Origin of the sequence: Gemella sp. zg-570 (assembly GCF_018866345.1) — a bacterium.
Taxonomy (GTDB): domain Bacteria; phylum Bacillota; class Bacilli; order Staphylococcales; family Gemellaceae; genus Gemelliphila.
On sequence record NZ_CP076443.1, the window covers coordinates 641,708 to 668,048 of the forward strand.

Consider the following 26,341-nt stretch of genomic DNA (forward strand, 5'->3'; position numbering starts at 1 on the left):
ATACGTTCATTTTTTATTGTTCCTTACGCGTTATGGATGTTGGTGTTCGTAGTTTTTCCAATAGGACTTATAGTATATTATTCTTTTAAAGATACTCAAGGGAATTTTACATTATTAAATTATACAGAATTTTTTGGTAAAACTTATATGTGGATGACTTTTTATAGTTTTTGGTATGCTTTTTTAGTAACTTTAGTTTGTTTAATACTTAGTTATCCACTTGCTTTTATAATTAGCAGAAGTAAATACAAAGAAATATTGTTATTACTAATTATCTTACCTACTTGGATAAATATACTTTTAAAAACTTATGCCTTTATAGGATTATTTGGTAAACATGGAGCGATTAATTCATTTTTAGAATTTATCGGTATTGGAACTCAAAATTTATTATTCAATTCATTTGGTTTTATTTTTGTAGCTAGTTATATATTTTTACCATTTATGTTACTGCCTATTTATAATTCTGTTGCTGGTATTAATAAAAATTTTATAGATGCTTCTTATGACTTGGGGGCAGACTTAAAAACAACATTTACAAAAATAATTTTACCACTTAGTATTGAGGGTGTAAAAACCGGTATTCAGGTAACCTTTATACCTGCACTTTCTATATTTATGATTACAAGGCTTATTGCAGGTAATAAAATTATCAATTTAGGAACAGCTATTGAAGAACATTTTTTAGTTACTCAAAATGTAGGATTAGGTTCTACAATAGCAGTATTCTTAATTATAGTAATGGGAGTAATTATGGTTTTAACAAATAATAAAAATAGGATAGGAGTAAAAAAATAATGAAAAATATACTATCAAAATTATATTTAATACTTGTCTTTGTTATTTTATATATTCCTATTATTTATTTGGCTTATTTTTCTTTTAGTTCAGGAAAAACAATGGTTGTATTTGAAGATTTTTCTTTTATTCATTACAAAGAGTTAATAGAAAATACTAGAATGATAGTTATACTCATTAACACCATAGTTATTGCCTTACTTTGCGGTATTTTTTCAGCAGTATTAGGAACTTTAGGAGCTTTAGGAATATTTTCTTTAAAAACTAATAAATTTAAAAATTCTTATTTAGTAGGAAATAATATTTTAATAGTTAGTCCTGATGTTATTATTGGTTGTTCTTTTTTATTGGTGTTTACTTTTATATCTGACAAGTTAGGATTAGAAAGTTTACAAGGATTTTGGTCAGTTTTAATTTCTCATATTGCCTTTAGTGTTCCGATAGTAGTTTTAATGGTTTTACCAAAATTATATGAAATGCCTATTTCAATGATTGATGCCGCGGTTGATTTGGGAGCAACTTATCCACAAGTTATAACTAAGGTAATTATCCCCTATATAACCCCAGGAATTTTAGCAGGATTTTTTATGGGACTTACTTATTCATTAGATGATTTTGCTGTTACTTTTTTTGTAACTGGTAATGGATTCCAAACTTTATCTGTGGAAATTTATTCTATGGCAAGACAAGGAATTAATTTGCAGATAAATGCACTTTCAACAGTAATAACATTATTTGTTATAATTGCCGTATTAATTTACTATGTAATTAGTATGAGTAAATTAAAAAAGGAGGTAACTAGATAATATGAAAAAATTAGTAGTTTCAGCCATATCAATTATTTTATTATGTATCGGATTGCTAGAAAGTAGAACTTATATAGATTCTTCACAAGCAGGAAGTCAAAACACACTCACTATTTTTAATTGGGGAGAATACATTTCTCCGGATTTGCTTAAAAAATTTACTGAAGAAACTGGTATTGAAGTAATATATGAAACTTTTGATTCTAATGAGGCTCTATTAACTAAGTTAAAATCAGGTTCAACTTCTTATGATTTAGTTGTACCCTCTGATTATATGATTAAAAAAATGATAGATTTTAATTTGTTACAAGAAATAGATAAATCTAAATTAACAAATTTTAATAAAATAAATCCAGAGTTATTAAATAAAAGTTTTGATATGAATAATAAATATTCAATTCCTTATTTTTGGGGAACTCTTGGAATAATTTATAATCCAGACTTGCTTGATAAAGACCAAAAATTTGAAAAATGGGATGACCTTTGGGACGAACGTCTTAAAAATGAAGTAATACTCATAGATGGAGCAAGGGAAATGTTAGGTTTATCTTTGCAATCGCAAGGCGAATCAGTAAATGAAACTGATGAAATAAAATTAAAGTTGGCAGAGAAAAAATTAGAGTTGATGGGGGCTAATATAAAAGCTATTAACAATGATGAAAAAACTATGTTAATGGTCAATGAAGATGCCAAAGTTGCAATTACTTATTCTGGAAGTGCTGCACAGATGATAGCAGAAAATGAAAAATTAGTTTATTCAGTTCCTAAAGAAGGAAGCAACATTTGGTTTGATAATATGGTAATTCCAAAAGTAGCAAAAAATGTAGAAGCAGCCCATAAATTTATAGATTTTATTTTAAGACCAGAAAATGCTGCTAAAAATGCTGAATTTGTTGGCTATGCTACACCTATTTTGGACGCTTATGAGATATTAGGTGAAGAAATTACTTCAGATGAGCAATTTTATCCTAGTGAAGAAACAATGAATCATTTAGAAGTATATGACGCACAAAGTCAAAAAATTGTTCAAATGCAAAATGATTTGTTTTTAGAATTTAAAATAAATATTAATAGACCTTAGTTCTATAAATTGTGCATACTAAATTAATTTTATAATTATAAAAAAATTGAAATTCAGTTTATGTTTGTAAATTTAGTTTTAAAATATTTATCAATAGAATTTTTTATAAAATAATAAATATAAAATAAATTATTAAAAATAAAAATTATAAGAATATATTAAACAAAAATATCTCATGCTAAATATTTAGTATGAGATATTTTATTATGATAATTTAAAAAACATTAGAAATATGTTATAATGAATAGAATTTATTTAATAAAAATATTTGAAAGGTTAGAATGTATGTTTATAGATGAGGTAAAAATATATATAAGGTCTGGTGATGGAGGAAATGGCTTAGTAGCATTTAGGCGTGAAAAATATGTTCCTAAGGGAGGGCCAGCTGGAGGGGACGGAGGTAGAGGTGCCAATATTGTCTTTAAAGTTGACGAAGGTTTGAGAACATTTATGGATTATAGATACCAAAAACGTTTTGTTGCTCCAAATGGTGAGAATGGTATGAATAAAGGAATGCACGGAAGAAAATCAAAAGATTTATATCTTATAGTACCACCAGGAACAATTATTAAAGATACGGATACTGGTGAAATTCTAGGTGATTTAACAATACATGAACAAGAAGTAATTGTTGCACGAGGTGGGCGTGGAGGCAGAGGTAATTGTCGCTTTGCAACACCTTCAAATCCAGTTCCTGAAATAGCAGAAAATGGTGAACCAGGAGAAGAAAGAAATATAACATTAGAATTAAAATTAATGGCTGATGTAGGGTTAGTCGGTTTCCCATCAGTAGGAAAATCTACCTTATTATCTATAACTTCAAAAGCAAAACCAAAAATTGCTGATTATCATTTTACAACCCTAGTTCCAAATTTAGGAGTAGTAGAAACAAAAGATAACAAGAGTTTTGTTATGGCAGACTTACCTGGACTTATCGAAGGAGCAAGTCAAGGTGTAGGATTAGGTTATCAATTTTTAAGACACATAGAAAGAACAAAAGTAATAGTTCATATTATAGATATGTCAGCAGCTGATGGAAGAGACCCTTATGAAGATTATAAAATAATTAATAAGGAACTAGAAGACTACAATATGCGTTTACTAGAGCGTCCACAAATAGTTGTTGCAAATAAAATGGATATGCCAGAATCAAAAGAAAATCTAAAAATTTTCAAAGAAAAAATTGCAGAAAATAATGAAGAAATAGATTTAATAGAAATATCGGCATTTACTCATTCTAATATTGATAACTTACTTTATAAGATAAGTGATTTATTAGACAAAACTAACTATAATACTTTATATGAAATTGATATTAATAAAGAAGAAACTATTGAAAATAGGGTTTTATATAAACATAAGCCGAATGATGAAACATTTAATATAAGTCGTGATGATACCGGTGCTTACGTTGTTAGTGGTGCTGGAATAGAAAGAGCATTTATGATGACAGACTTTAATCGTGATGCTTCAGTAAGAAGATTTGCACAACAAATGCGTTCTATGGGAGTAGATGATGCCCTAAGAGCAAGAGGTTGTTCAAATGGAGATACCGTTAAAATATTAAAAGGCGAATTTGAATTTGTAGAGTAAGTATGAAAGAAAATAAAAATTATTATATAATAAGAGAAGACGTTTTACCAGAAGCTGTTCAAAAAACAATAAAAATAAAAAAAGAATTGGAAAAAAATCCAAATTTATCAATATTAGAAGCTTCTAAAAAATATGATTTGAGCAGAAGTGCTTTTTATAAATATAGGGATACTATATTTCCTATTCAAGATTTTAAAAAGGAATCTATTTTATCATTATCTATTAATGTAGATGACATAGTAGGAATGCTAGGAAAAGTTTTGAGTATTATTCACGGAGAAAAGTGTAATGTTATTACCATACACCAAACAGTTCCTATTAACGATAGAGCAACGATAATTTTATCATTGAATATGAATATAAATTTTACAAATATAGAAAAATTAAAATCATTACTAGAAAATTTGCCCCATGTAAATTCTGTAAAAGTTATAGGATTTAATATTTAGATAAGGAAATTTATGAAAAAAAATTTTTAATATTTTAAAAAAAATCCTAGAAGTATGAATAATAAAGAAGTATTGCTATAATACTATATAAAATTTGCTAATATAATAACAGATAGCAATCAAAAAGTTTTGCAGAAAGTAGAAAAGTTAATTTTACAGACTGAAACCTATATAAATGAAAATACTAATTTTTTAGAAAATAGGGGAATAGATAAAAATAATATAGCTAAAGAAGAACTTATTTGGATATTATTTTCAGATATTTTAATTGAAAATTTCTATGCAGAAAAATTTGATTGGCAATGTGAGTTAGAAGATTTTGAATATCTACTTATGAATTTAAATCAATTTAAAACTAAATTTCAAAACTTGAAATTTTCTAATTTAAGGTAAGATGATAGCCTAGAAGGATATATCAAACAAATAATAAATTTTTGGCAAAAAGAAAATGTATTAGCACTGAGCATTTGATATATTTAAAAAATATGGTGGCAAGAGTTAATAATTTAGGGCAAGAAAATATAGCTAGATTGGTAGAAAGTAAAGGAATAGAAGTCAATGATTTAAGAGATAAGATAGATGACTTAGAATTTTTTATGCTAGAGCAGAATTTAGATGAATTAAGTTCAGACTTTTTAAGAAATCACAAAGATTTATATGCCTTACCTTTTAATCAAATATATATATAAATAGAAAAATTTTTAGGATATAAATTTACAAATTATTAAAATAATAGTAATGGCTTTACCATTACTATTTTTAAATTACAAGGTGAATTAAATGAAGAAAAATGATGAATTTATTGCTGAAGTAATAGACTATACTCATGACGGACTAGGAGTTATAAAGATAGATAATTTTCCGTTATTTGTAGAAGATGTTATAGTAGGCGAAAAAATAAGAGTAAAAATTACAAAACTTAAAAAAAATTTAGGATATGCTAGATTAATAGAGATAATTTCTTCTTCTCCTAATAGGGTTGAAGTAGAAGAGAAAACATCAGGTGCTAACTTAATGCACATGACATATCAAGAACAACTTTCTTTTAAAACAAATAAGGTGAAAAACATTATAAATAAAATAGTTGGAGCTAACAAGATAGAAGTTTTATCTACACTAGGAATGGGCAAACCAACTTATTATAGAAATAAATCAGTAGTGCCTGTACAAGTAAAAAATAATGAAGTTAAAATGGGTTATTATAGACCTAGAAGTCATGACGTTATAAATACAAATGACTGTAAAATACAGTACAAAGAACATAATTTTTTGGTAAATAACATAAGAAAAATTATTTCTGATATGCAGCTTTCAATATACGATGAGGAAAAGCATGAGGGTGCAATAAGACATATTATGTTTAGAACAAATAGCTCCAAAACAGAAATTATGGTTGGTATTATAGCTAAAGAGAAATTTTTTAATTTAGATAGATTTGTTGAAAAAATTATTGAACTGGATAAAAGAATAGTTAGCATTATGTTAAATATAAATTCTAAAAAAACTAATGTAATACTCGGAGAAAAAAGTATTAAACTTTATGGAAAAGATTTTATAGAAGATGATATTAAGGGTATAAAGTTCAATATTTCTCTAGCATCTTTTTATCAAGTAAATCCCACTCAAACTAAGATTTTATATTCAAAAGCAATAGAACTTGCAAATTTAAAAAATACTGATGTGATAATTGACGCATATTGCGGTATAGGAACAATAAGTTTATTTGCTGCTAATATGGTAAAAAAAGTATATGGGATAGAAGTAGTAGAAGAAGCTGTTATAAACGCTAAAGAAAATGCCAAAATAAATAATATAAAAAATGTTAAATTTTTACTCGGTAAAAGCGAATATAAGATAAGAGAATTAATAGAAAAAAAAATAAAAATAGATGCTGTTATCGTAGACCCTCCTAGAAAGGGATGTGATGAAAGTTTTTTACGCAACATGGCAGACATGAATATACCTAAAATAGTTTATGTAAGTTGCAATCCAGCAAGTCTAGCTCGTGATTTGCAAATTATGATAGATTTAGGTTATAATGTGGATAAAATTCAACCTATTGATATGTTTCCACAAACAAGTGAAGTGGAAGCAGTAACGCTATTGACTAAATAAAATGTAATATTAATAGGATAATTAAAAAATTAGGAGATAATAATGAATATTAAATTATTGAAAGAATATCTTTATGTAAGTCGTGAGGCATACTATTACAATGAAAAAAATGAATTTCGCTGGCAATCTGTACATGGGCAATCTGTACAAGGGAAAGACTGTCCCAGATTTAAAACTTCAAAGGAGCAATTAAAAAATTATAGAGGAACAGCCGTTAAATCAACAGTGAAAGAAATAGGGGAATTAGTTTTAAATTTTTTATCGGGTTTAGGAGTTATTGATAAAATTTTCGCCCAAACTTATAATCCAATATTTAATCTTAATAATCTTAATTATAAAGATATTAAAAAAAAATATAATTTGAATGATGAAAGAGATATAGTATGGATGAAATTTACTAAAGAAGGATTTTTAGGAGTTGTTGCTTGCAGTAATGATATAAACTTTGATATTCCAAAAAATGCAAAACAATATGACGAAAAAGATATTTACGATAAGCGTAAGTGGAAATATAATACTTCAGGAATAATAATTCATCAATTAAAACAAGAATGGAATGAAAACTTTGTATTATTATTTCCTTTAGAAAAAATTCCTAAAGATTACAATAGACTACATATTGAATGGGCAGTTGGAAATTACTTGATTGAAAACAAAATTCCTATTTTAGACCTATATTCTCATCAAATGAATAAGTTTTCTTACGAAGAAATTAATAAAAATATATAATTAACTAAGTATTAAATATTATAATAAATATAAGAAAAGGAGAAAATACTTATGAAAGATGAATTAGTAAAAAAATATATAGAAATGGAGCAAAAACGTCAGTATGAAAATATTGAACTTATTGCTTCTGAAAATTTTGTTTCTGAAGATATTTTAGAAGCTTGTGGTAGTATTCTAACGAATAAATACGCTGAGGGTTATCCTAATGCACGTTATTATGATGGTTGCGAAAATGTTGATTTAATTGAACAGTTGGCTATTGACCGTCTAAAAACTTTATTTAAGGCAGAGCATGCTAATGTTCAGGCACATTCTGGTTCACAGGCTAATATGGCAGTTTATATGGCTATTTTAAATCCTGGTGATAAGGTGTTGGGAATGGATTTAAATTCTGGAGGACATTTAACGCACGGTCATCCAATGAATTTTTCTGGTGTTTTATATGATTTCTATGCTTATGGAGTAAATAAAGAAACAGAAATGTTAGATTATGAAGAAATTAGAAAGTTAGCTTTAGAAATTAAACCTAAGTTAATAGTTGCTGGAGCAAGTGCTTATTCACGCATAATTGATTTTAAAAAATTTGGAGAAATTGCTGATGAAGTAGGAGCGTATTTAATGGTAGACATGGCTCATATAGCGGGCTTAATAGCTACAGGCTTACATCCTAATCCAGTTCCTTATGCTGATTTTGTAACTAGCACAACTCATAAAACTTTAAGAGGGCCGAGAGGTGGAATTATTCTTTGTAAGGAAGAATATGCAAAAAAAATAAATTCACGCATCTTTCCTGGTACCCAAGGCGGTCCTTTACAACACATTATAGCCGCTAAAGCAATTTGTTTCCAAGAAGCAATGCAAGATGAATATAAAGAATATATCAAACAAGTAGTGGCTAACATGCAGGCTATGGCTCAGAGATTTACCGAAAAAGGGGTAAGAGTAGTTTCAAATGGAACGGATAATCATTTGTTGATGATAGATGTAAAAAATAAATTTAACATCACCGGTAAAGAAGCGGCTTCTTTACTAAGTAAAGTTAATATTACATGTAATAAAAACAGCATTCCTTTTGATAATGAAAAACCAGTACACACTAGTGGTATCCGTTTAGGCAGTGCTGCTATGACTACAAAGGGATATAAAGAAAAAGAATTTATTCAAATAGCAGATTGGATTTGTGAACTTTTAGAACATAAAGAAGTTGTTGTAGAAAAAATTGCAGCTGAAGTGCTAAATTTAACTAAGAATTTTAAAGGATAATATTATATACTTACTTAATTAATTAAGTAAGTATATAAAAAGGGAAATATAATTTTAAGATTGTATTCCCCTTTTATTTTTTTTAAAATTACATAAATATAAATATTAATAAAAAGTATTGGTAGAAAAATTAGAACATGTCCCAAAAACTAGACACAAAAATAATAAATGTGTTGGTAGAAAGAGGATATGTTTTTATTATGGAAAAAAGTAAAATAGACTATAAGAAAAGAAAAGAAATAGTAAAAAAGGATTAATTAAGAAAAAATTATTTCACGTTTATCAACTATTACTTTTTTATTTTAAAATCTTTAAATATTTCTTCTACTATATTAGTCCATGAATTAATTTCTTCTTCTGAAAATCTGTTAAATTTTACAGAATCTATATCTAATAATGCTACGACTTTATCTTTATCCAATATTGGTATTACAAGTTCACTGTTTGAAGCAGAGTCACAGGCAATATGACCAGGAAATTCGTGTACATTTTCTACATAGATAGTTTTTTTATCTGTGTAACATTTTCCACAAACTCCCTTATTAAATGGTATTCTAACACATGCAACTTTACCTTGAAATGGACCTAAAACTAAATTTTTGCTTTCAAAATCAACTAAATAAAATCCTACCCAATTAGTATCTGGTAAATATTCTTTAAATAATGCTGATAAATTCGCTAGATTTGCATATAAATTATTTTCGTCATTTATTAAAGATTTAGCTTGAGCGATTATAATATTTTTTTTCATAATTTCATATACACTCCTAAAAATATTTTTAATAATTATCACATAAAAATAAAAAAATTAAAAGTAATTAATATTCCATATTATAGATAAAAATAAGTATATATGATAAAATTAAAACAAATAAACTTATTGGAGCGTGTATGTTAAAAGAAAGAGCTGATGTTCTTTGTGTAAGTCAAGGATTATTTGATTCTAGAGAAAAAGCAAAAAGAGCAATAATGGCAGGAATAATTTTTTATGATTCTAATCGTGTCGACAAACCTGGTGAAAAAATAGATGTTAATGTTAATTTGAGAATAAAAGGAAAAACTTTACCTTATGTTAGTAGGGGAGGTTTAAAATTAGAAAAAGCAATAAAATATTTTAATTTTAATGTTGCTGATAAAGTTATGTTGGATATTGGTGCTTCTACTGGTGGTTTTACTGATTGTGCATTGCAAAACGGGGCGTCTTATGTGTATGCACTAGATGTGGGTACAAATCAGTTATCATGGAAATTAAGGTCTGATAGTAGGGTTTCTGTAATGGAAAAAACTAATTTTAGATATTGCACCAAAGATAATTTTTCAAAACCGATTGAGCGAGTTTCTATTGATGTATCTTTTATATCGTTAAATTTAATATTACCTACTCTTGCAGAAATAATTGAAATTTCTGGAGAAGTTTGTACTCTTATAAAACCTCAGTTTGAAGCTGGGAAAGACAAGGTAGGAAAGGGTGGAATAGTTAGAGATAAACTTGTTCATCAAGAAGTAGTTGAAAATATATTTTATTTATCTAATAATCTAGGATTTAGTGTTAAGGAATTAACTTATTCACCGATTACAGGTGGAGATGGAAATATTGAATATTTAATGATTTTAAAATATACACCTGATAATGTAATTAATAAGGATATAAATATAAAAAAAATAGTAGAAGAAGCAAATAGACAATTTAAGTAAGGAGCATTAATTAATGTTATTACAATTAAATATAAAACAATTCGGAATTATTGAAGAGGTTAGTATTGATTTTAATAATGGTTTTACAGTATTAACTGGTGAAACTGGTGCAGGGAAATCTATGATTTTATCTGCCATATCGCAATTATCAGGGCAAAGAACCTCAATTAATTATATAAGACATGGTGAAGAAAAGTCTACTATTGAAGGAGTTTTTGATTTTCCTGAAAATGAGGAATTAAATGATATTTTTTCTTCTTTGGATATTGAACTTGATGATTTGATTATAATAAAAAGGGATATATTTTCTAATGGGAAAAGTATTTGTCGGATAAACAATACGGTAGTTAATTTATCTACTTTGAAAAAAATATCTTCTTTTTTAATAGATATTCATGAACAGCACGACAATCAAACTTTGTTATTAGAAAAAAAACATTTATTTTTAATAGATTCTTATGGTAAAAAAATTTTAAGTCCCTTTATAGAAAATTATAAAAATAATTATTTTGAATATAGGAAACTGTACAAAAAAATAGAAGAATTGGAAGAAGATAGTAGTGAAATATCCAAAAAAATAGATTTTACTAAATACCAAATTAATGAAATAGAAGCAATAAATTTGCAGAAAAATGAAGTAGAAAATCTTAAATCAGAGATAGACTACTTATCTAATTATGAAAAAATAAATTCATTAATTTTAGGAATAAATCAAAATTTGAATACTGAAGGCGGAGTTCTTGAAAAAACATATAATATCAAAACTTTATTAGAGAAATTGTCAAGGCATAATGGAGATTTCTCTTCTAAATATCAAGAAATAAATGATTTTTACTACATTTTAGAAGACCTTAAGTATGATTTATCAAGGTTTAATGATAATTTAGATTATGACGAGGCAAGACTAAATGAAATGGGAAATCGTCTTTTAACCATAAAATCACTTGAAAAGAAATATATGAAAAATGCAGATGAACTTTTGCTATATAAAGATGAATTAAAAAACGAATTATTTTACTTAGAAAATTATAGTTCTAATTTAGATGAATTAAAATTAAAATTACATACTTTAGAGAAAAATCTTTTAGATAGTGCCAAGTTACTATCAGATAATAGAAAAAAAATTGCTGAAATATTAGAAAAGAAAATCCAATCAGAACTTAAATTTTTATGTATGGAAAAAAGTACTATTAAAATAGATTTTAAATATAAAGATTTTTCTGCAGATGGGATAGATGATTTGAAAATTTTAATCAGCGCTAACTTAGGAGAACCTTTGAAATCACTATCTAAAGTTGCTTCTGGAGGAGAACTTTCAAGAATTATGCTGGCATTAAAAATTATTTTTTCTGATAATATTAAAGGACTATCAATAATATTTGATGAAATTGATACCGGCGTTAGCGGTAAGGTTTCGCAAAGAATGGCAGAAAAAATTTATCAATTATCTCAAAAAAATCAAATTTTATCTATATCACACTTACCTCAAACTACGGCTTTATCTGATTATAACTTATATATAGAGAAATCTATAATTGATAATCGTACGATTTCTAAGGTTAAATATTTAGATGAGGAAGAAAAGGTTAATGAAATATCTAGAATGATTTCAGGTAACAATACAACGAAATTATCTAAAGAACATGCAATAGAGATGATTAAGATTTCAGAAAAAATAAAAAAAGAAATTGCAGGTAGTGTGGCAAATGATATCTAAAGAGGGAAAAATAATCAAAGCTATGAGTGGGTTTTATTATGTTTTGTCTGATGATGAAATAATTACTTGTAGAGCAAGAGGAAATTTTAGAAATAAGGATATAGAACCCTTGGTAGGAGATTATGTAACAATAAAAATAGAAGAAGATTCTCTTGGATATATTATAGATATAAAAGATAGAAAAAATGAGCTGCTTAGACCTAAAGTATCTAATATAGATTATGGAATTATAACCGTATCAGTTAAAGAACCTGATTTTTCAAGCAAATTACTTGATAAGATGATTATTTTAAATGAATATAGTAATATTAAAACAATTATAATTTTCACGAAATTAGATAAGTTAAATGAAATTGAATTTAAGAATTTTACTAACATAATAAATTATTATAAAAAAATAGGTTATATCATTTTTTCTAATAAAGATGAGGATATAAGAGATTTAAAAAATAAAATAAAAGATAAATTTGTATCTATTTCAGGGCAATCTGGTTCTGGCAAATCAACTTTTATTAATAAATTATCCAATAATAAACTTGAACTTAAAACTTCAGAAATATCTAAACATCTAGGTAGGGGAAAACACACTACTAGACATATAGAATTTCATAAAATAGATAATTTTTATATTGCAGACACCCCAGGTTTTTCTTCTTTAGATATAAACTTTATTGAAAAAGAAGAATTAAAATATTTATTTTCAGATTTTTATAATATAGAATGTAAATTTAAAACTTGTAACCATATTGACGAACCTAATTGCAATATAAAAAATAATTTAGAAGATGATTATTTTAAAGAAAGATACAATAATTATAAGATGTTTTTTGAAGAAATTAAAGAAATAAAAAGGAGATAATAATGAAAAAAATATTACCATCACTACTAGCGGCTGATTTTTCAAATTTAGAAAAAGATATTAGGGAAATGGAAGATATTGGAATAGATATGTTTCATTTAGATGTTATGGATGGGCATTTTGTTCCTAATATTTCATTTGGTTTTCCAGTTATAGAATCAATCAGAAAAACTACAAATAAAACTTTAGATGTACATTTAATGGTTGCCAACCCCGATATATATTTAGAAGAATTTTGTAATATAGGTTCTGATATGGTTTCTTTTCATATAGAAGCAACAAATCATGCAGATAGACTAATCGATGTTATAAAAAATAAAGGAAAAAAAGCAGGAATAGTATTAAACCCTCAAACACCTATATCAACTATTAAACATATTCTTCACAAAGTAGATTATGTCTTGTTAATGACTGTTAATCCAGGTTTTGGTGGACAAAAATTTATTGAAGGAATGCTAGAAAAAATCGAAGAATTGGATAAGATAAGAAAAGACAAGAAATATAATTTTTTAATACAAGTCGATGGGGGAATAAATATAGTAACCTCTAAATTGTGTCGAGATAGGGGGGCAGATTTAATAGTATGTGGTTCATTTTTATTTAATTCTAGCAATAAAGAAGAAACACTGAGCCAATTATTAAAATAATATTATGAATATGAATGAAATATTAGAAATAAATGTCATGCTAGGTGGATTAAAACCTACTTTTTTACATAAAAAAAATATTTGGGTAGGAGTAGATTCAGGTGCTGAATTTTTAATAGATAATAATATACAACCAATTTTAATCTGTGGAGATTTAGATTCTTTTGATTATGCTACCTATAAAAAAATATTAAAAAATACTAGAATTATAAAAAAAGAAAATCAAGATTTAACAGATGCAGAGTTTTCCTTGGATGTTATAATAAAAAATTTTTCTAATGTAAAAAAAATAAATATTTTCGGGGCAACAGGCAAGAGATTAGACCATTTTTTTGGTAATATCTTATTGCTTAACAACTTAAAATACGAACATTTAGAAATTACACTTTATGATAATAATAATATTATTTTTGTTTCAAAATTAGGTGTTAATAAATTAACAAACAATAAAGAGTACAAGTATATATCTTTTGTACCTATTTTTGAAAATACTGTAATAAGTATACATAATGCAAAATATAGCGTTGAAAATTTTAAACTGACATTAGATAGGGCAAATGCTACAAGTAATGAATTTTTTGAAGATAGTAATATAATTTTAAATACAAATAAAAAATGTTTAATAATATATTCAAAGGATTAATTTAGGGAGATGATAAAGTTATGAGTATTTTTTACTTAATATTATGGTCTATACTAGCAGGATTTATAGGTTCTTTAGTGGGACTTGGGGGAGGATTAATAGTAACTCCTGTACTCACAATATTTTTTGGAGTAGATATAAAATATGCAATAGGAGCTAGCATTATTGCCGTAATTGCAACAAGCAGTGGTTCTGCAATAGCCTTTGTTAAAGACGGAATTTCTAATATAAAAATAGGATTGTTTTTAGAAATTTTTACAACTGTTGGAGGAATAATAGGAGCATTACTTTCTGGTATCTTTTCTTCAAAATTATTATATATTTTCTTTTCTATAATTTTATTAAATTCATTTTATGGAATGTTAAAAAAATCAGGAATAATAAAAAAATTCAAGGTGAAAAATGAATTTGTAGAAAACGATAAATACTCAAAAAAATTTGAATTTTCATCCTCATATTATGACAAGGCAGAAAAAAAAGAAGTTTCTTATAATGTTACAAATGTTGAAAAAGGTTCTTTAGTGATGTTTGGAGCAGGTATGGCTAGTGGGTTACTAGGTATAGGAAGTGGAGCTTTCAAAGTAATAGCATTAGATGATTATATGAAATTACCTTTAAAAGTCAGTACAGCAACAAGTAATTTTATGATGGGAGTAACAGCTTGTGCTAGCGCCCTTATATATTTTTTCAATGGAACTATAAATCCATTTATAGCTGCTCCTGTCGCAATAGGTACTTTAATAGGGTCTAGGTTCGGAGCTAAAGTTATGCAAAAAATCAATGCCAAATATATAAGATTAATTTTTTTACCGATACTATTATTTACTATTATTAATATGTTTTTGAAAGGTTTAGGGCTACTATAAATGAATTATGTTAATAAAAAAATTTCAAATATTTTGCTTTCTGGAGTTTTAGCTAGTTCTTTTTTTATTGTTATTGGAATACTATTGTCTATAAAAGAAAATAAAGATTTTTTTCACTATGAAAAATTTAATTACTATTCATTAATTGATAATTTAATAAATTTTAAAGCAGAATTTTTCTTATTAATAGGACTTTTTATACTGATATTAACTCCGATAATAAGAGTCTTAGGTATGATGTTTCAATTTTATATTGAAAAAAATTCTGTATATGTAAAAATTTCATTAATTGTACTCTTTATTTTATTTTTAAGTTTATTTTTGGGTGTAAGCCACAATTAAAATTAATATAATTGTCTAAATTGTGAACTTTTATTGTTTTTTTTGAAAAATCTTCTTTGAAATATATATAAAATTCTTTTTAATACAAAGATAATATAATAAAATTAAAGTATAATAAAATTTACTTATTATTATAATTAATATTTTAAGGAGGTATAAAAGTGGACTTATTATTTCTTTCGAGATTACAGTTTGCGGCAACAACCGTATTTCACTTTTTCTTTGTACCTATAACTATAGGGATGGTTTTCTTAATAGCAATCTTTGAAACCATGTATGTTAAAAGTGGTGATGAACACTATAAAAGAATAACTAAGTTTTTTGGACATTTATTCTTGATAAACTTTGCCGTAGGTGTTGTAACGGGTATACTACAAGAATTTCAATTTGGAATGAACTGGTCTGAGTATTCTTCATTTGTAGGTGATGTTTTCGGACCATCATTAGCTATAGAAGCTTTATTGGCCTTCTATTTGGAATCAACTTTTATAGGTATTTGGATTTTTTCATGGGAAAAAATCAATAAAAAATTACACGCTATGTGTATATGGTTAGTGTCAATCGGTACTATCTTATCAGCATTTTGGATTTTATCTGCGAACTCATTTATGCAAAGACCAGTAGGATTTAAAATAGTTGAAAATGATATTATTGGTAAAAAAGCAGAGATGGTGGATTTTCTTTCAATAATTACTAATAGATATTTGTGGAATCAATTTCCACATGTAATGTTTACATCATTAACAGTAGGGGCTTTTGTAATATCAGGTATAGCAGCATGGAAAATGGCTAAAGGACATGAAGTTACACTATTTAGAAAAGCATTCAAAGTTTCTATAATTGCTGCCTTAATAGGTTCTTTAGGTTTAGGAGTTACAGGACATTCACAAATGCAATATCTTGTTCGTGAATATCCTATGAAAGTTGCCGCAGCGGAAGCACTTTATGAAAATTCTGCTGATCCAGCACCTTTTACAGTATTAGCTTTAATTAATGAAAAACAACAAGAATCAAAACCTTTAATTGAAATTCCAGGTTTACTTAGTTTCTTATCATTTGATAAATTCGAAGGTTCTTTAAAAGGTATGAAAGAACTTCAAAAAGAATTGGATCAAAAATATTATCCAGTTGTTGGAGAACATTTGAATTATATACCAGATGTAACGACAATATTTTATTCATTTAGAGTAATGTCAGGTTCTGTTTCGATTCTTTTAGCTGTATCTTTATTCGGAACTATAGCTTCTTTAAGAAAAACAGAACTTAAAAGAAAGTGGTTTTTAAAAAGTGTTCCTTGGATGATTTTAATAGCTGAAGTAGCAACTGCGGCTGGTTGGATTTATGCCGAGATGGGACGTCAGCCTTTTATAATTTTTGGTATTCTGCCAACAAGTAAAGGAGTTTCCCCTATTGCAGCAGAATCGGTACTATTTTCATTAATAGTATTTTGTGGATTATATACTGTTTTAGGTATTGCACAATTTGTATTATTTAGATATATGATGAAGAAAAAAGAAGCAACAATAAAGGAGGTAATCTAAAATGGATTTAGCGGTTGTATTACCTAATATTTGGTTTCTTTTAATAACTATTTTATTTACAGGATTTTTTATTTTAGAAGGTTATGACTTCGGAGTAGGTGTACTATCTCAAGCATTAGGTCGTAATGATTTAGAAAAAAGATTATACTTTAATACAATAGGACCTTTTTGGGATGCTAACGAGGTTTGGTTGTTGACAGGTGGAGGTGCTATGTTTGCTGCTTTCCCCATATGGTATGGAAAATTATTTAGTGGTTATTACATAGCTTTTGTTTTAATGCTTGTTGCACTTATCTTGCGAGGCGTATCATTTGAATTTAGAGGAAAATTAGGCGATAATAGATTATGGATTAGATTTTGTGATTTTTCTATGCTTATTGGTAGTGCATTGCCACCGATTCTTTGGGGGGTAGCAGTTGCTAATTTCATGACTGGAGCTAGATTAAGTGAAAATAAAGCCTTATTAGACGGCTTTTTAGGATTGTTATCACCATTTACAATATTGGGTGGTTTAATGATGTTTTTACTTATGTTAGTTCATGGTTCTCAATTCCTTGTTTTAAAAACAGAGGGAGGTTTGAGAAAATCAGCACAAAAAATCTCAACTTTACTATTCCCTATATCTGCTGTGGTTACTTTGGTATTCGCTGGCTGGGCATTTATTAAGACAGATATATTTACTAATAACTATTATGTTGGTGCTGTTTTAGCAGTAATTGCAGTAGTATTTTATGTAGCATCATTTTTCCTTAACAGAAGTAATAAAGACTTACTAGCATTTTTATCTACTTCAGGCACTTTAGGTTTTTTAACTTTAAGTGTTTTCGCAGGAATGTTCCCAAGAGCTATTATAAATAGTGAAGATGTTACAAAATCATTATTTATATATGACGCTGCAAGTGGAATTTACACTTTAAAACTTATGACTTATGTGGCATGTTTTATGTTACCTTTTGTCCTAGGTTATCAAGTGTGGTCGTACATTATTTTCAGAAAACGACTTAGAAAAGAAGATGAATTGGAGTATTAATTAATGAAAGAAGCAAGGAAGAAAAAAATAAAACTTCCTGTAAAGAAAAACTTGAACATTTTATTAATATTACTATCTATTTTAGAAGCAGTTTGTATAATTATGCAAACTGCTTTTTTAGCTAAAGTAATTGTTAGTCTATTTTATGGAGATTATAATATTTTTAAAAATTCAATATTTTTCTTTTTAGGATATTTATTTAAAACTATATTTTTACATTTGCAACAGTATGTAACAGAATTAGAATCGGTAAAATTAGAAAAAAAATTGCGTAGGGAATTAATAGATGTTTATCTTGTTAATGGTACTGATTTTTCTAGTAAACAAGGGACAGGTAAGTTAGTAACTTTATTGATAGAAGGTATAGGTCAAGTGAAAAATTTCTTTGAACTTAATGTTTCAAAAAAAATGCGTAGTGTAATTATTCCAGTTTTCACATCATTTTTTATTTTTTATACAGATAAGGTTTCTGCTATTATGATATTTTCTTTTATTCCAGTTATTGTTATTTTTATGATTTTATTAGGTGTTACTGCAAAAGAAATGGCAGACCGCCAATATAAAAAATATCGTATGCTTTCTAACAATTTTATTGATACTATAAGAGGTATAGAATCTTTAAAATTTTTAGGTATTTCTAAAAAATACCTACCAATCATGGAAAATAAAAATAGAGAATATCGTAGAAGCACTATGAATACTTTAAAATATGCTTTTTTAAATAGTTTTGCATTAGATATTTTAACTACTTTAGCAATAGCATTTTTAGCTGTGAGATTAGGAATATTATTATTGGACGGAGAAACTTATCTATTGCCATCTTTAACGGTTTTACTAATAGCACCAGAATTTTTCTTGCCTATGAAGCAAGCAGCAACTGATTATCATGCTAGTTTAAATGGTCAGATTGCCTATGAAGAAATATGTAGAATTATAAACAGTAAAAAACAATTGGAAAAAGAATATGTAAAAATAGATAAATTTAATAAAATAGAATTTAAAAATGTGGATTTAATAAAAGAAGAAAATAAAATTTTAAGTAATTTGAATTTTACTGTTAAGTCTGGGGATAAATTATGTTTAATAGGGCATAGTGGTTCTGGAAAGTCCTCTTTAATTTCAATATTATCGGGCTTATCTAGTTTTAATAGTGGAAATATCTTATTAAATGATAAAGATATTGATTTGAAAAATTCTAATTGGTTAAATAAAATTTCTTATATCCCTCAGTTCCCTTATATTTTTCCAGACACTATAAAAAATAATATATTATTCTATACTAAAGAAAAAATTAGCGAAAATAAATTGTTAGAAATTTGTAATATAGTTGGTCTTCAAGAATTTATAGAAAATTTAGAAGACGGATTGGAAACTTATATAGGTGAGGGTGGTCTTGAGCTGAGTGGTGGTCAATCACAACGTATAGCTATTGCAAGAGCATTAATAAGTAATAGAGAAGTGGTAGTATTAGACGAACCTACTAGCCATTTAGATATTGAAACTGAATTTGAAATAAAAGAAAAGTTATTAGAATTATTTAAAGGAAGAACAGTTATTATTGCTACTCATAGATTGCACTGGTTAAATAATATGGACTATGCTTTACATATTGACAAAGGAAATATCAAAAAAATTATAAATCTTAATGATTATAAAAATTCTAGTTATTATAAAGAATTAAAACTATCTCTAACAGGAGGTTTTTATGAAAGTAAATAATTCTATAGTAAGAAGTGAAATTTCAAGAAATAATAAGCAGATAAGTTTAATAATTTTTCTTGGTTTGATTTCTGCTGTTTCAAGCGTAGCCCTTATGTTTGTATCTGGTTACTTGATAAGTAAATCATCTTTAAGGATAGGAAATATTTTATTGTTACAAGTTCCTACGGTTTTAACCAGAACTTTTTCATTATCCCAATCAGTATTTTCTTATGTTCAAAGATTATTTAGTCATAATTTAGTACTAAAAATTATAGAAAAAATGAGAAGTAGGGTTTATTCTATTTTAGAACCCATGTCATTAAAATTAAAAAAAGAATATAAATCAGGAGATTTACTGGGATTAATTGCTGAAGATATCGACCATTTGCAAAATATCTATTTAAAAAGTATATTTCCTAGCATAATTTCTTTGCTATTATATACTATATTTATTACTATGATGTTTGGATATGATGCTAATTATGCTATGCTAGCTCTTATTTTCGGAATTTTTATCATTTTTGTTATACCATTTTTATCACTACTATTTACTAAAAAAAATCTACATGTAATGAAAAAATCTAAACATGACCTATATAGAGATTTTACAAATGCTATTTTTGGTATAACGGATTTAGTATCTGCGGGGAAAGTTGATAAATTAATTTCAGATTATTCTAGCAAGGAAAAATTACTCTTAAAGAAAGAACATAAAATAAAAATATTTATTCACTTTAGAGAAATATTTATTCAATTTTTTGCTGCTTTAATTGCAGTATTTATGATTTATTCATGCCGTAATATGATGATTAATGATGTTATTAGTAATGTTTATATTGCTTCTTTTTGTATGGTTAGTTTATCAGTTTTAGCCGTAGTTACAATGGTAGGAGATGCCGTTTCTCAAATTCCAGCATATCAAATATCTATCGACAGGGTAAAAGATTTTTATAAAAATGAAAAAGAAAATAGTGATAAAATTAATTTTGAAGATGTAGATTATGAAAATATTATAGAAATAGATAATTTAAGCTTTTCTTACGATAAGAGTTCAAAAGTTTTGGATAATATTTCTCTTAATATAAAAAAAGGAGAAAAAGTAGCTATATTAGGGCGTAGTGGTGTAGGAAAATCTACATTAATAAAATTATTAACAGGAACTTACAATAATTATGAAGGTCAAATAAAAGTTTTTGGTAATAAACCAAATGAAGAATTACTTGGCAATAAAATATCCATGCTTAGTCAAAAACCTTACTTGTTTGATATGACAATTAAAGAAAATATCGAACTTGCAGTTCTTAATTCTGATATTGATACTGAAATTTTGAATAAACAAATTGATGAAAGTCTTGATAAATCAAAAATAAAAGATTTAATTTATAGTTTGCCAGAAAAAATAAATACAAGTGTTTATGAAACTGGCTCAAGATTTTCTGGTGGAGAAAGACAAAGAATAGCATTCGCTAGAACTTTGATACAGGAAAATGAAGTTTTATTTTTAGATGAGCCAACCGTTGGACTGGATCCTAAAACAGAAACTGAATTATTAAAAACTATTTTTGAAAATTCAAAAGAAAAAACAATTTTATGGATTACTCATCATCTAAATTCAATAGAAGAAATGGATAGAATAATTTTCTTAAAAGATGGAAAGATAGAACTTGATGGTAGTCATGATTATCTCTATAAAAATAGTGATAAGTATCGTAATTTATATGATATGGATATGGGATATTAATATAAGGCTAGAGTCAATTTATTGACTCTAGCTATTTTTATGTTATTATTTTAAAGTGATAAAATAAATATAAAGAGGTTTTTATGAGAGTTCTACTTTTTTGTAGATATGACGGAAGTAATTATTTTGGATTTCAAATTCAACCAAATCATATAACAGTTCAGGAAGTAATAGAAAAAAGTTTAAAGAAAATTCACAAAGGAAATGATGTTAAAATTCACATGAGCGGTCGAACAGATAGTGGTGTTCACGCCTATATTCAACCTATACATTTTGACACTTATTTAAATATAAATGAATCAGGGTGGGTTGATTCTGTCAATGCTTACTTGCCAAAAGACGTTAGAATATTAGGAGCTAAAATTGTTGATGATAATTTTCATGTTAGATTTAATAGTCTTGCAAAAACATACGAATACAGACTATGTATTTCTAAAAATGTTGACCCTTTTTTAGCTAACTATGTTGGACATTTCCCATATAATTTTGATTATAACAAAGCTGAAGAGTGCTTAAATTTATTTTTGGGAACTCACGACTTCACTTCCTTTTGTTCTAAAAATAGTAGTATAGAAAATAAAATAAGAACAATAACTAATTTTACTATAAAAAAAGAAGGGGATATTGTTATTTTTGAAATAAGTGGAGATGGTTTTTTATATAATATGGTTAGGATAATAATAGGAACTATAATTAATGTAGCTAATAATAAATATCCTAAAGAATATATTGTTGATATATTAAAAGCAAAAGATAGAAGTTTAGCTGGGAAAAGAGCAGAAGCTAGTGGACTATTCTTAAAAAAAGTGGAATATGATAATGAAAATATTAATAAATTTATAGATACATTAGTTTAAAATGAAAAATATAAAAAAATAACTAAAAAACTTTGTTTTTATTTAAGAAAAGTGTTATAATTTCATTAATAATGTATTTATAAAAAATAATAGTGGAGGTTTTAATATGGTATATGTTTATTCTATTATTTTCATAGCGATTATAGTAGGAATTGCTTATTTATTTATAATAAAAAATAGAAAAAAGCAGGATTTGTTACCTTTGTTTGAAACTAAAGATAATTTAGAAAGAGAAACTTTATCTGATGAGTTAAGAGAAGTAAAGAATCTTAATATGGCAGGTAAAGCACAAGTTTTATATGACGGTTGGGAAAGTTCTTGGTATGAAATACAAAGTATTGATATAGATGAATTAGATAAAGATTTATATCTTGCAGATAGTTATATAGATAAATTCAATTTTAAAAAAGCAGATGAAATAATTTTCAACTGTGGAGAATCGGTATCTAAAATCAAAGAAAAAATCTCTACTATAAGAAAAGAAATAAAAGAATTATCTGAAATAGAACCTAAAAATAAAGAAAAATATGAAGAGATAGTTCAAGAATATAAAGAAATGAATAGGGAATTGTTGGCAAAAAGACACCAATACGGAGGTGCTGCTGATAATTTTGAACAAGAGATTAAAAATTTAGCTCCTAAGTTAGATGAATTTAAAAATTTAACAGCAAGTGGAAAATACATAGAAGCAAAAGAACAACTTGATATTATTAATGATGAACTCTTGAATTTAAAAGAAAAAATGACTATTCTACCAGAAGTGTTGAAAGAAATCGAGAAAACAACGCCTACACAAATACAAACTCTTAGACTAAATGTAGAGCAAATGGAAAAAAAAGGATTTAAATTATCGCATTTAGAAATTCCTAATAAGATTGAAAGTTGTGTTTGGCAATTAAATGATGCTCGAGAAAAAATTAAATCTGGAAATATTGATTTGGTAGAATCTATACTAGATGGTATATATGATATTATAGAAGAAGTTTCTAATAATCTAAAAAAAGAACTTGAATATAAAAAGTATGTAGAAGAAAACTATTCTGATGTTACTAATAAAATAAAAGTACAGGATAAGTTAAATGAGGCTCTATATAATAATATACAAGAAATAAAAAATAGGTATCAAATCTATTCACAAGATGAAGAAATGATTGCTAGAAATTTTGAATCGATAAGTAATATAATAGATGATAAATATGAGATAGATGTTTATATCGGCAATCAGCCTAAATTAAATTATAAAGATTTAAAAAATAAAATTCATGCACTATTAGAAGAAATAGAAAAAATAGAAGATGAACAAACAGCTTATTCTAGGTATCTTACAAGTCTTAGAGAAGAAGAATTATCAGCTAGAGAAAAATTAAATTATATAAATCAAGAAAAAGAAGTTGTTAAACGTAAATTATCTAATTCTAGAGTTCCAGGTTTTAGTGATAGATTTGTTGTTTTATACAAAGAAGTAAGGGATAGTTATAAGTATGCACTTGAAGAACTTAAAAAAGAACCAATGAACATAGATTTGGTAAAAGAAGCAGTTGAAGAAGTTGAAGAATCATTGAATGTTTATAAATCTGAAGTTGATAATATTCTTACAGATATAGAATTAGTAGAAAAACTAATAAGATATACAAATAGATATAGAAAAGATAATATTGAATTACATAAACAATTAACAATAGCAGAACAATATTATAAAGAATATAGATATAACAAAACATTAGACATTATAAAAAATTCTCTTGATAAAATAGAATTAGGAGCCTATGAAAGGATAAAAGAAACCGTTAAAAATAAAAAGTTGTAACTAATATTAGTTACAACTTTTTATTTTATGATTTGAAAATTAATATTAATAACTTTTTTCACCTCTGGTATTTTTCTAACCAAGCTTGCCTCGATAGCATGTTCCATAGTCAGATGTGCTATTGGGCAACTTGCACATTCTCCTAGCATTCTAACTTTAACAGTACCATTTTTAAAATTTAAAAATTCGATGCTTCCATTATCTTTTTCTAATTTTGGTTTTAATTTTTCAATTTCTAATTTTATTTTATTTATTATTTCTAAATCATTATTAAGCATAGTATTCTCTTTTCCAAAAATTTTATAAAATTATAATTTTTTTTAAGCGTTATACTATCATTTTACTATAAAAAGCGTTATAATAATAGCATAAAGAAAAAAGAGGGAAAAATTTAATGGTTTCAGAAAAAATAAATCTAGTTCATATAACAGAAGTTGCCATAGAAAAATTTAAAACAATGCTTTTAGATGCAGGTGATGAAAATCTGTACCTAAAATTATCTGTTGCAATTGATGGTACACAAATGCATTATAATATTGATACAGTAGATACTGAACTGTCAGGAGATAAAATTTATAATTATAAGGACTTAAAAGTTTTAATCAATGAAGATGATGAAGAATTATTAAGCGGGGCAGTTATTGATTATATTATCGACGATGAGGGAGAAAATATAATTATAGATAATCCTAATCTTATTCAATATGATGGGAGTGATGACGGTGGTTGCTGTGGTCGTGGATGTTGTTTCGGAAATTAGACAAACAAATAAAATATAAAATATAAAATATAAAAAATTAATATAAGGAGAAAATAAAATGAAAAATATTGTTATTTTAGGAGCAGGATACGGAGGACTAACTACTCTTAAAGGTTTAAAAAAAGTTATTAAAAGTGGGGAGGCTAAAGTTACTTTAGTAAATAAAAATTCATATCATTATGATAGTGTTAATTTACATGAAGTTTCTGCTGGTAACATTTCAAGTAGTGAAATATGTATAGAGATAAAAGATATCTTAGAAACTGGTGTAAACTTTTTACAAGATGAAGTAGTTAAAATTGATACTGATAAAAAGTTAGTTCATACAAAAACTAAAGAGTTAGCTTATGATATTTTAGTTGTGGGATTAGGATTTGAATCAAACACATTTGGCATAGAAGGTATGTTAGATAATTCTATGCCTATTACAGATATTAAAGCTGCTGAAAAAATTTCTAAAAAAATAGAAGAAAATTTCAAAAAATATGCAGAGTCAACAGAAAAAGATGAAAAAGATATTTCTATAATTGTTGGAGGTACTGGGCTTGCTGGTATAGAATTTTTAGCAGAACTAGTAGATAGAAGAAAAGTATTATGTAAGAAATATGGAATTGATGAAAAATTAGTAAAAATATATGGTTTAGATGCAGCACCTGTTTTACTTCCAATGTTCGATAAAGAATATAGCGATTATGCTAGAAAATATTTGGAAGATAGAGGAGTAGAAATTATTTTAGGAGCAGGTATTAAGGGTTCAACACCAGATAGCTTTATAATTGAAGTTGAAGGAGAAAGAAAAGAACTTAAGGCCTCTACGCTAGTATGGACTGCTGGAGTTAAGGGAAGTAGAATTATGGACGAAACTTTCCCAGAATTAGCTAAAAACGGTCGCTTAGTAACAACACAAGAACTAACAGTTCCAGGATTAGAAGAAGTTTATATAGTAGGTGATTGTGCAGCGTTTATAGAAGAAGGACAATCAAGACCTTATCCACCTACAGCACAAATAGCAAATCAAATGGGTGAATATGTATCTAATCATATCTTAAATAGACTAAGGGGAACAAGCTCAACTAATTTCAAATATATTAATCGTGGCGTTGTTTGCTCTCTGGGTTCTAAAGATGCAATAGCTTCAGTTTTTGGAAAATTTAAGTATAAAGGCTTTCTTGCCTCAAAAACTAAAAAACTTATTGAAGCAAAATCTATAAATCAATGTACTAATTTAAAGACAGCAATAAGAAGTCAAAGAATTTTATAATCAAAAAAGAGAGTTTATTTCTAAACTCTCTTTTTAATTT

27 protein-coding genes are annotated in these 26,341 nt (G+C 26.5%); 25 read left to right on the forward strand and 2 right to left on the reverse strand.

The annotated features are described in order from the left end of the window. Positions 1-36 precede the first annotated feature (36 nt). The 10 genes from KMP11_RS03325 to glyA all read left to right on the forward strand — a co-directional run bounded on the left by KMP11_RS03325 (position 37) and on the right by glyA (position 8,834). Positions 37-798 carry an ABC transporter permease gene (locus tag KMP11_RS03325; protein WP_253195979.1) on the forward strand — a complete coding sequence of 254 codons (762 nt, stop codon included), beginning with the start codon at positions 37-39 and terminating at the stop codon, positions 796-798. Next, a complete protein-coding gene (locus KMP11_RS03330) occupies positions 798-1,604 on the forward strand; it encodes an ABC transporter permease (RefSeq protein ID WP_215756492.1) in 807 nt (268 codons plus the stop codon). The genes KMP11_RS03325 and KMP11_RS03330 overlap by 1 nt, the downstream gene beginning before the upstream one ends. Position 1,605: 1 nt before the next feature. Further along, the gene (locus KMP11_RS03335) at positions 1,606-2,685 is read left to right on the forward strand and encodes an ABC transporter substrate-binding protein (protein ID WP_215756493.1); all 1,080 of its coding nucleotides are present in this window, start codon (positions 1,606-1,608) and stop codon (positions 2,683-2,685) included. Positions 2,686-2,970: 285 nt separating this feature from the next. Then, a complete protein-coding gene (gene obgE, locus KMP11_RS03340) occupies positions 2,971-4,278 on the forward strand; it encodes a GTPase ObgE (protein ID WP_216280174.1) in 1,308 nt (435 codons plus the stop codon). 2 nt (positions 4,279-4,280) lie between these two features. Continuing rightward, the gene (locus tag KMP11_RS03345) at positions 4,281-4,727 is read left to right on the forward strand and encodes an ACT domain-containing protein (protein WP_215756494.1); all 447 of its coding nucleotides are present in this window, start codon (positions 4,281-4,283) and stop codon (positions 4,725-4,727) included. A gap of 102 nt (positions 4,728-4,829) precedes the next feature. After that, entirely contained in the window at positions 4,830-5,120 is a 291-nt protein-coding gene (locus KMP11_RS03350; protein WP_371741368.1) for a DUF6630 family protein, read from the forward strand. Positions 5,121-5,161: 41 nt separating this feature from the next. Continuing rightward, positions 5,162-5,416, forward strand: coding sequence for a hypothetical protein (locus KMP11_RS03355; protein ID WP_216280105.1), 255 nt, complete (start codon positions 5,162-5,164; stop codon positions 5,414-5,416). Positions 5,417-5,507: 91 nt separating this feature from the next. After that, positions 5,508-6,842 (forward strand): 23S rRNA (uracil(1939)-C(5))-methyltransferase RlmD, encoded by a 1,335-nt coding sequence (gene rlmD / locus KMP11_RS03360; RefSeq protein WP_216280106.1) that lies wholly within the window; start codon positions 5,508-5,510, stop codon positions 6,840-6,842. Between the two features lie 42 nt (positions 6,843-6,884). Next, positions 6,885-7,571, forward strand: a complete 687-nt coding sequence (locus KMP11_RS03365; protein ID WP_216280107.1) for a hypothetical protein — start codon at positions 6,885-6,887, stop codon at positions 7,569-7,571. A 51-nt stretch (positions 7,572-7,622) separates the two neighbouring features. Next, positions 7,623-8,834, forward strand: coding sequence for a serine hydroxymethyltransferase (gene glyA / locus KMP11_RS03370; protein ID WP_216280108.1), 1,212 nt, complete (start codon positions 7,623-7,625; stop codon positions 8,832-8,834). A gap of 289 nt (positions 8,835-9,123) precedes the next feature. Here the strand turns inward: glyA and KMP11_RS03375 are convergent, their stop codons facing one another. After that, the gene (locus KMP11_RS03375; protein WP_216280109.1) at positions 9,124-9,585 is read right to left on the reverse strand and encodes a GAF domain-containing protein; all 462 of its coding nucleotides are present in this window, start codon (positions 9,583-9,585) and stop codon (positions 9,124-9,126) included. A gap of 140 nt (positions 9,586-9,725) precedes the next feature. Between KMP11_RS03375 and KMP11_RS03380 the strand changes: the two genes are divergently transcribed. The 13 genes from KMP11_RS03380 (at position 9,726) to KMP11_RS03440 (ending at position 24,280) form a co-directional block, all read left to right on the forward strand. Continuing rightward, positions 9,726-10,529 (forward strand): TlyA family RNA methyltransferase, encoded by an 804-nt coding sequence (locus tag KMP11_RS03380; protein WP_216280110.1) that lies wholly within the window; start codon positions 9,726-9,728, stop codon positions 10,527-10,529. A gap of 13 nt (positions 10,530-10,542) precedes the next feature. Further along, on the forward strand, positions 10,543-12,246 hold the full coding sequence (recN, locus tag KMP11_RS03385) for a DNA repair protein RecN (RefSeq protein WP_216280111.1): 1,704 nt from the start codon (positions 10,543-10,545) through the stop codon (positions 12,244-12,246). Continuing rightward, positions 12,236-13,105, forward strand: a complete 870-nt coding sequence (gene rsgA, locus KMP11_RS03390) for a ribosome small subunit-dependent GTPase A (RefSeq protein ID WP_253195971.1) — start codon at positions 12,236-12,238, stop codon at positions 13,103-13,105. The genes recN and rsgA overlap by 11 nt, the downstream gene beginning before the upstream one ends. Before the next feature lie 2 nt (positions 13,106-13,107). Further along, on the forward strand, positions 13,108-13,752 hold the full coding sequence (gene rpe, locus KMP11_RS03395; RefSeq protein WP_216280112.1) for a ribulose-phosphate 3-epimerase: 645 nt from the start codon (positions 13,108-13,110) through the stop codon (positions 13,750-13,752). A 4-nt stretch (positions 13,753-13,756) separates the two neighbouring features. Then, entirely contained in the window at positions 13,757-14,395 is a 639-nt protein-coding gene (locus KMP11_RS03400) for a thiamine diphosphokinase (protein ID WP_253195972.1), read from the forward strand. Positions 14,396-14,415: 20 nt separating this feature from the next. Then, positions 14,416-15,261, forward strand: a complete 846-nt coding sequence (locus tag KMP11_RS03405) for a sulfite exporter TauE/SafE family protein (protein WP_215756504.1) — start codon at positions 14,416-14,418, stop codon at positions 15,259-15,261. Further along, on the forward strand, positions 15,262-15,603 hold the full coding sequence (locus tag KMP11_RS03410) for a DUF1634 domain-containing protein (RefSeq protein WP_215756505.1): 342 nt from the start codon (positions 15,262-15,264) through the stop codon (positions 15,601-15,603). Positions 15,604-15,764: 161 nt separating this feature from the next. Next, positions 15,765-17,144, forward strand: a complete 1,380-nt coding sequence (locus KMP11_RS03415; RefSeq protein ID WP_216280113.1) for a cytochrome ubiquinol oxidase subunit I — start codon at positions 15,765-15,767, stop codon at positions 17,142-17,144. A 1-nt stretch (position 17,145) separates the two neighbouring features. Then, entirely contained in the window at positions 17,146-18,174 is a 1,029-nt protein-coding gene (gene cydB / locus KMP11_RS03420; RefSeq protein WP_215756507.1) for a cytochrome d ubiquinol oxidase subunit II, read from the forward strand. Positions 18,175-18,177: 3 nt separating this feature from the next. After that, positions 18,178-19,893, forward strand: a complete 1,716-nt coding sequence (gene cydD / locus KMP11_RS03425) for a thiol reductant ABC exporter subunit CydD (protein ID WP_216280114.1) — start codon at positions 18,178-18,180, stop codon at positions 19,891-19,893. Continuing rightward, a complete protein-coding gene (gene cydC, locus KMP11_RS03430; RefSeq protein ID WP_216280115.1) occupies positions 19,880-21,616 on the forward strand; it encodes a thiol reductant ABC exporter subunit CydC in 1,737 nt (578 codons plus the stop codon). The genes cydD and cydC overlap by 14 nt, the downstream gene beginning before the upstream one ends. A gap of 83 nt (positions 21,617-21,699) precedes the next feature. Next, positions 21,700-22,473, forward strand: coding sequence for a tRNA pseudouridine(38-40) synthase TruA (gene truA, locus KMP11_RS03435; protein ID WP_216280116.1), 774 nt, complete (start codon positions 21,700-21,702; stop codon positions 22,471-22,473). 106 nt (positions 22,474-22,579) lie between these two features. After that, positions 22,580-24,280, forward strand: coding sequence for a septation ring formation regulator EzrA (locus tag KMP11_RS03440; RefSeq protein ID WP_216280117.1), 1,701 nt, complete (start codon positions 22,580-22,582; stop codon positions 24,278-24,280). A 20-nt stretch (positions 24,281-24,300) separates the two neighbouring features. Here the strand turns inward: KMP11_RS03440 and KMP11_RS03445 are convergent, their stop codons facing one another. Beyond that, positions 24,301-24,558: a NifU family protein gene (locus KMP11_RS03445; protein ID WP_215756512.1), complete on the reverse strand. Its 258-nt coding sequence runs from the start codon at positions 24,556-24,558 to the stop codon at positions 24,301-24,303. Between the two features lie 116 nt (positions 24,559-24,674). On the opposite strand from KMP11_RS03445, the gene KMP11_RS03450 reads away from it, so the two are divergent. Further along, a complete protein-coding gene (locus KMP11_RS03450; protein WP_215756513.1) occupies positions 24,675-25,040 on the forward strand; it encodes a HesB/IscA family protein in 366 nt (121 codons plus the stop codon). Positions 25,041-25,098: 58 nt separating this feature from the next. Continuing rightward, entirely contained in the window at positions 25,099-26,301 is a 1,203-nt protein-coding gene (locus KMP11_RS03455) for an NAD(P)/FAD-dependent oxidoreductase (protein WP_215756514.1), read from the forward strand. The last annotated feature ends 40 nt before the right edge of the window (positions 26,302-26,341 follow it).

Coding starts and splice junctions, on each gene's coding strand:
- cydC (WP_216280115.1), top strand. CDS start 19,880: ATGAAAGTAAATAATTCTATAGTAAGAAGTGAAATTTCAAGAAATAAT.
- KMP11_RS03365 (WP_216280107.1), top strand. CDS start 6,885: ATGAATATTAAATTATTGAAAGAATATCTTTATGTAAGTCGTGAGGCA.
- rlmD (WP_216280106.1), top strand. CDS start 5,508: ATGAAGAAAAATGATGAATTTATTGCTGAAGTAATAGACTATACTCAT.
- KMP11_RS03410 (WP_215756505.1), top strand. CDS start 15,262: ATGAATTATGTTAATAAAAAAATTTCAAATATTTTGCTTTCTGGAGTT.
- rpe (WP_216280112.1), top strand. CDS start 13,108: ATGAAAAAAATATTACCATCACTACTAGCGGCTGATTTTTCAAATTTA.
- KMP11_RS03450 (WP_215756513.1), top strand. CDS start 24,675: ATGGTTTCAGAAAAAATAAATCTAGTTCATATAACAGAAGTTGCCATA.
- glyA (WP_216280108.1), top strand. CDS start 7,623: ATGAAAGATGAATTAGTAAAAAAATATATAGAAATGGAGCAAAAACGT.
- KMP11_RS03325 (WP_253195979.1), top strand. CDS start 37: ATGTTGGTGTTCGTAGTTTTTCCAATAGGACTTATAGTATATTATTCT.
- KMP11_RS03380 (WP_216280110.1), top strand. CDS start 9,726: ATGTTAAAAGAAAGAGCTGATGTTCTTTGTGTAAGTCAAGGATTATTT.
- cydD (WP_216280114.1), top strand. CDS start 18,178: ATGAAAGAAGCAAGGAAGAAAAAAATAAAACTTCCTGTAAAGAAAAAC.
- KMP11_RS03445 (WP_215756512.1), bottom strand. CDS start 24,558: ATGCTTAATAATGATTTAGAAATAATAAATAAAATAAAATTAGAAATT.
- KMP11_RS03345 (WP_215756494.1), top strand. CDS start 4,281: ATGAAAGAAAATAAAAATTATTATATAATAAGAGAAGACGTTTTACCA.
- KMP11_RS03400 (WP_253195972.1), top strand. CDS start 13,757: ATGAATATGAATGAAATATTAGAAATAAATGTCATGCTAGGTGGATTA.
- rsgA (WP_253195971.1), top strand. CDS start 12,236: ATGATATCTAAAGAGGGAAAAATAATCAAAGCTATGAGTGGGTTTTAT.
- KMP11_RS03375 (WP_216280109.1), bottom strand. CDS start 9,585: ATGAAAAAAAATATTATAATCGCTCAAGCTAAATCTTTAATAAATGAC.
- KMP11_RS03330 (WP_215756492.1), top strand. CDS start 798: ATGAAAAATATACTATCAAAATTATATTTAATACTTGTCTTTGTTATT.
- truA (WP_216280116.1), top strand. CDS start 21,700: ATGAGAGTTCTACTTTTTTGTAGATATGACGGAAGTAATTATTTTGGA.
- KMP11_RS03440 (WP_216280117.1), top strand. CDS start 22,580: ATGGTATATGTTTATTCTATTATTTTCATAGCGATTATAGTAGGAATT.
- obgE (WP_216280174.1), top strand. CDS start 2,971: ATGTTTATAGATGAGGTAAAAATATATATAAGGTCTGGTGATGGAGGA.
- KMP11_RS03455 (WP_215756514.1), top strand. CDS start 25,099: ATGAAAAATATTGTTATTTTAGGAGCAGGATACGGAGGACTAACTACT.
- cydB (WP_215756507.1), top strand. CDS start 17,146: ATGGATTTAGCGGTTGTATTACCTAATATTTGGTTTCTTTTAATAACT.
- KMP11_RS03405 (WP_215756504.1), top strand. CDS start 14,416: ATGAGTATTTTTTACTTAATATTATGGTCTATACTAGCAGGATTTATA.
- recN (WP_216280111.1), top strand. CDS start 10,543: ATGTTATTACAATTAAATATAAAACAATTCGGAATTATTGAAGAGGTT.
- KMP11_RS03335 (WP_215756493.1), top strand. CDS start 1,606: ATGAAAAAATTAGTAGTTTCAGCCATATCAATTATTTTATTATGTATC.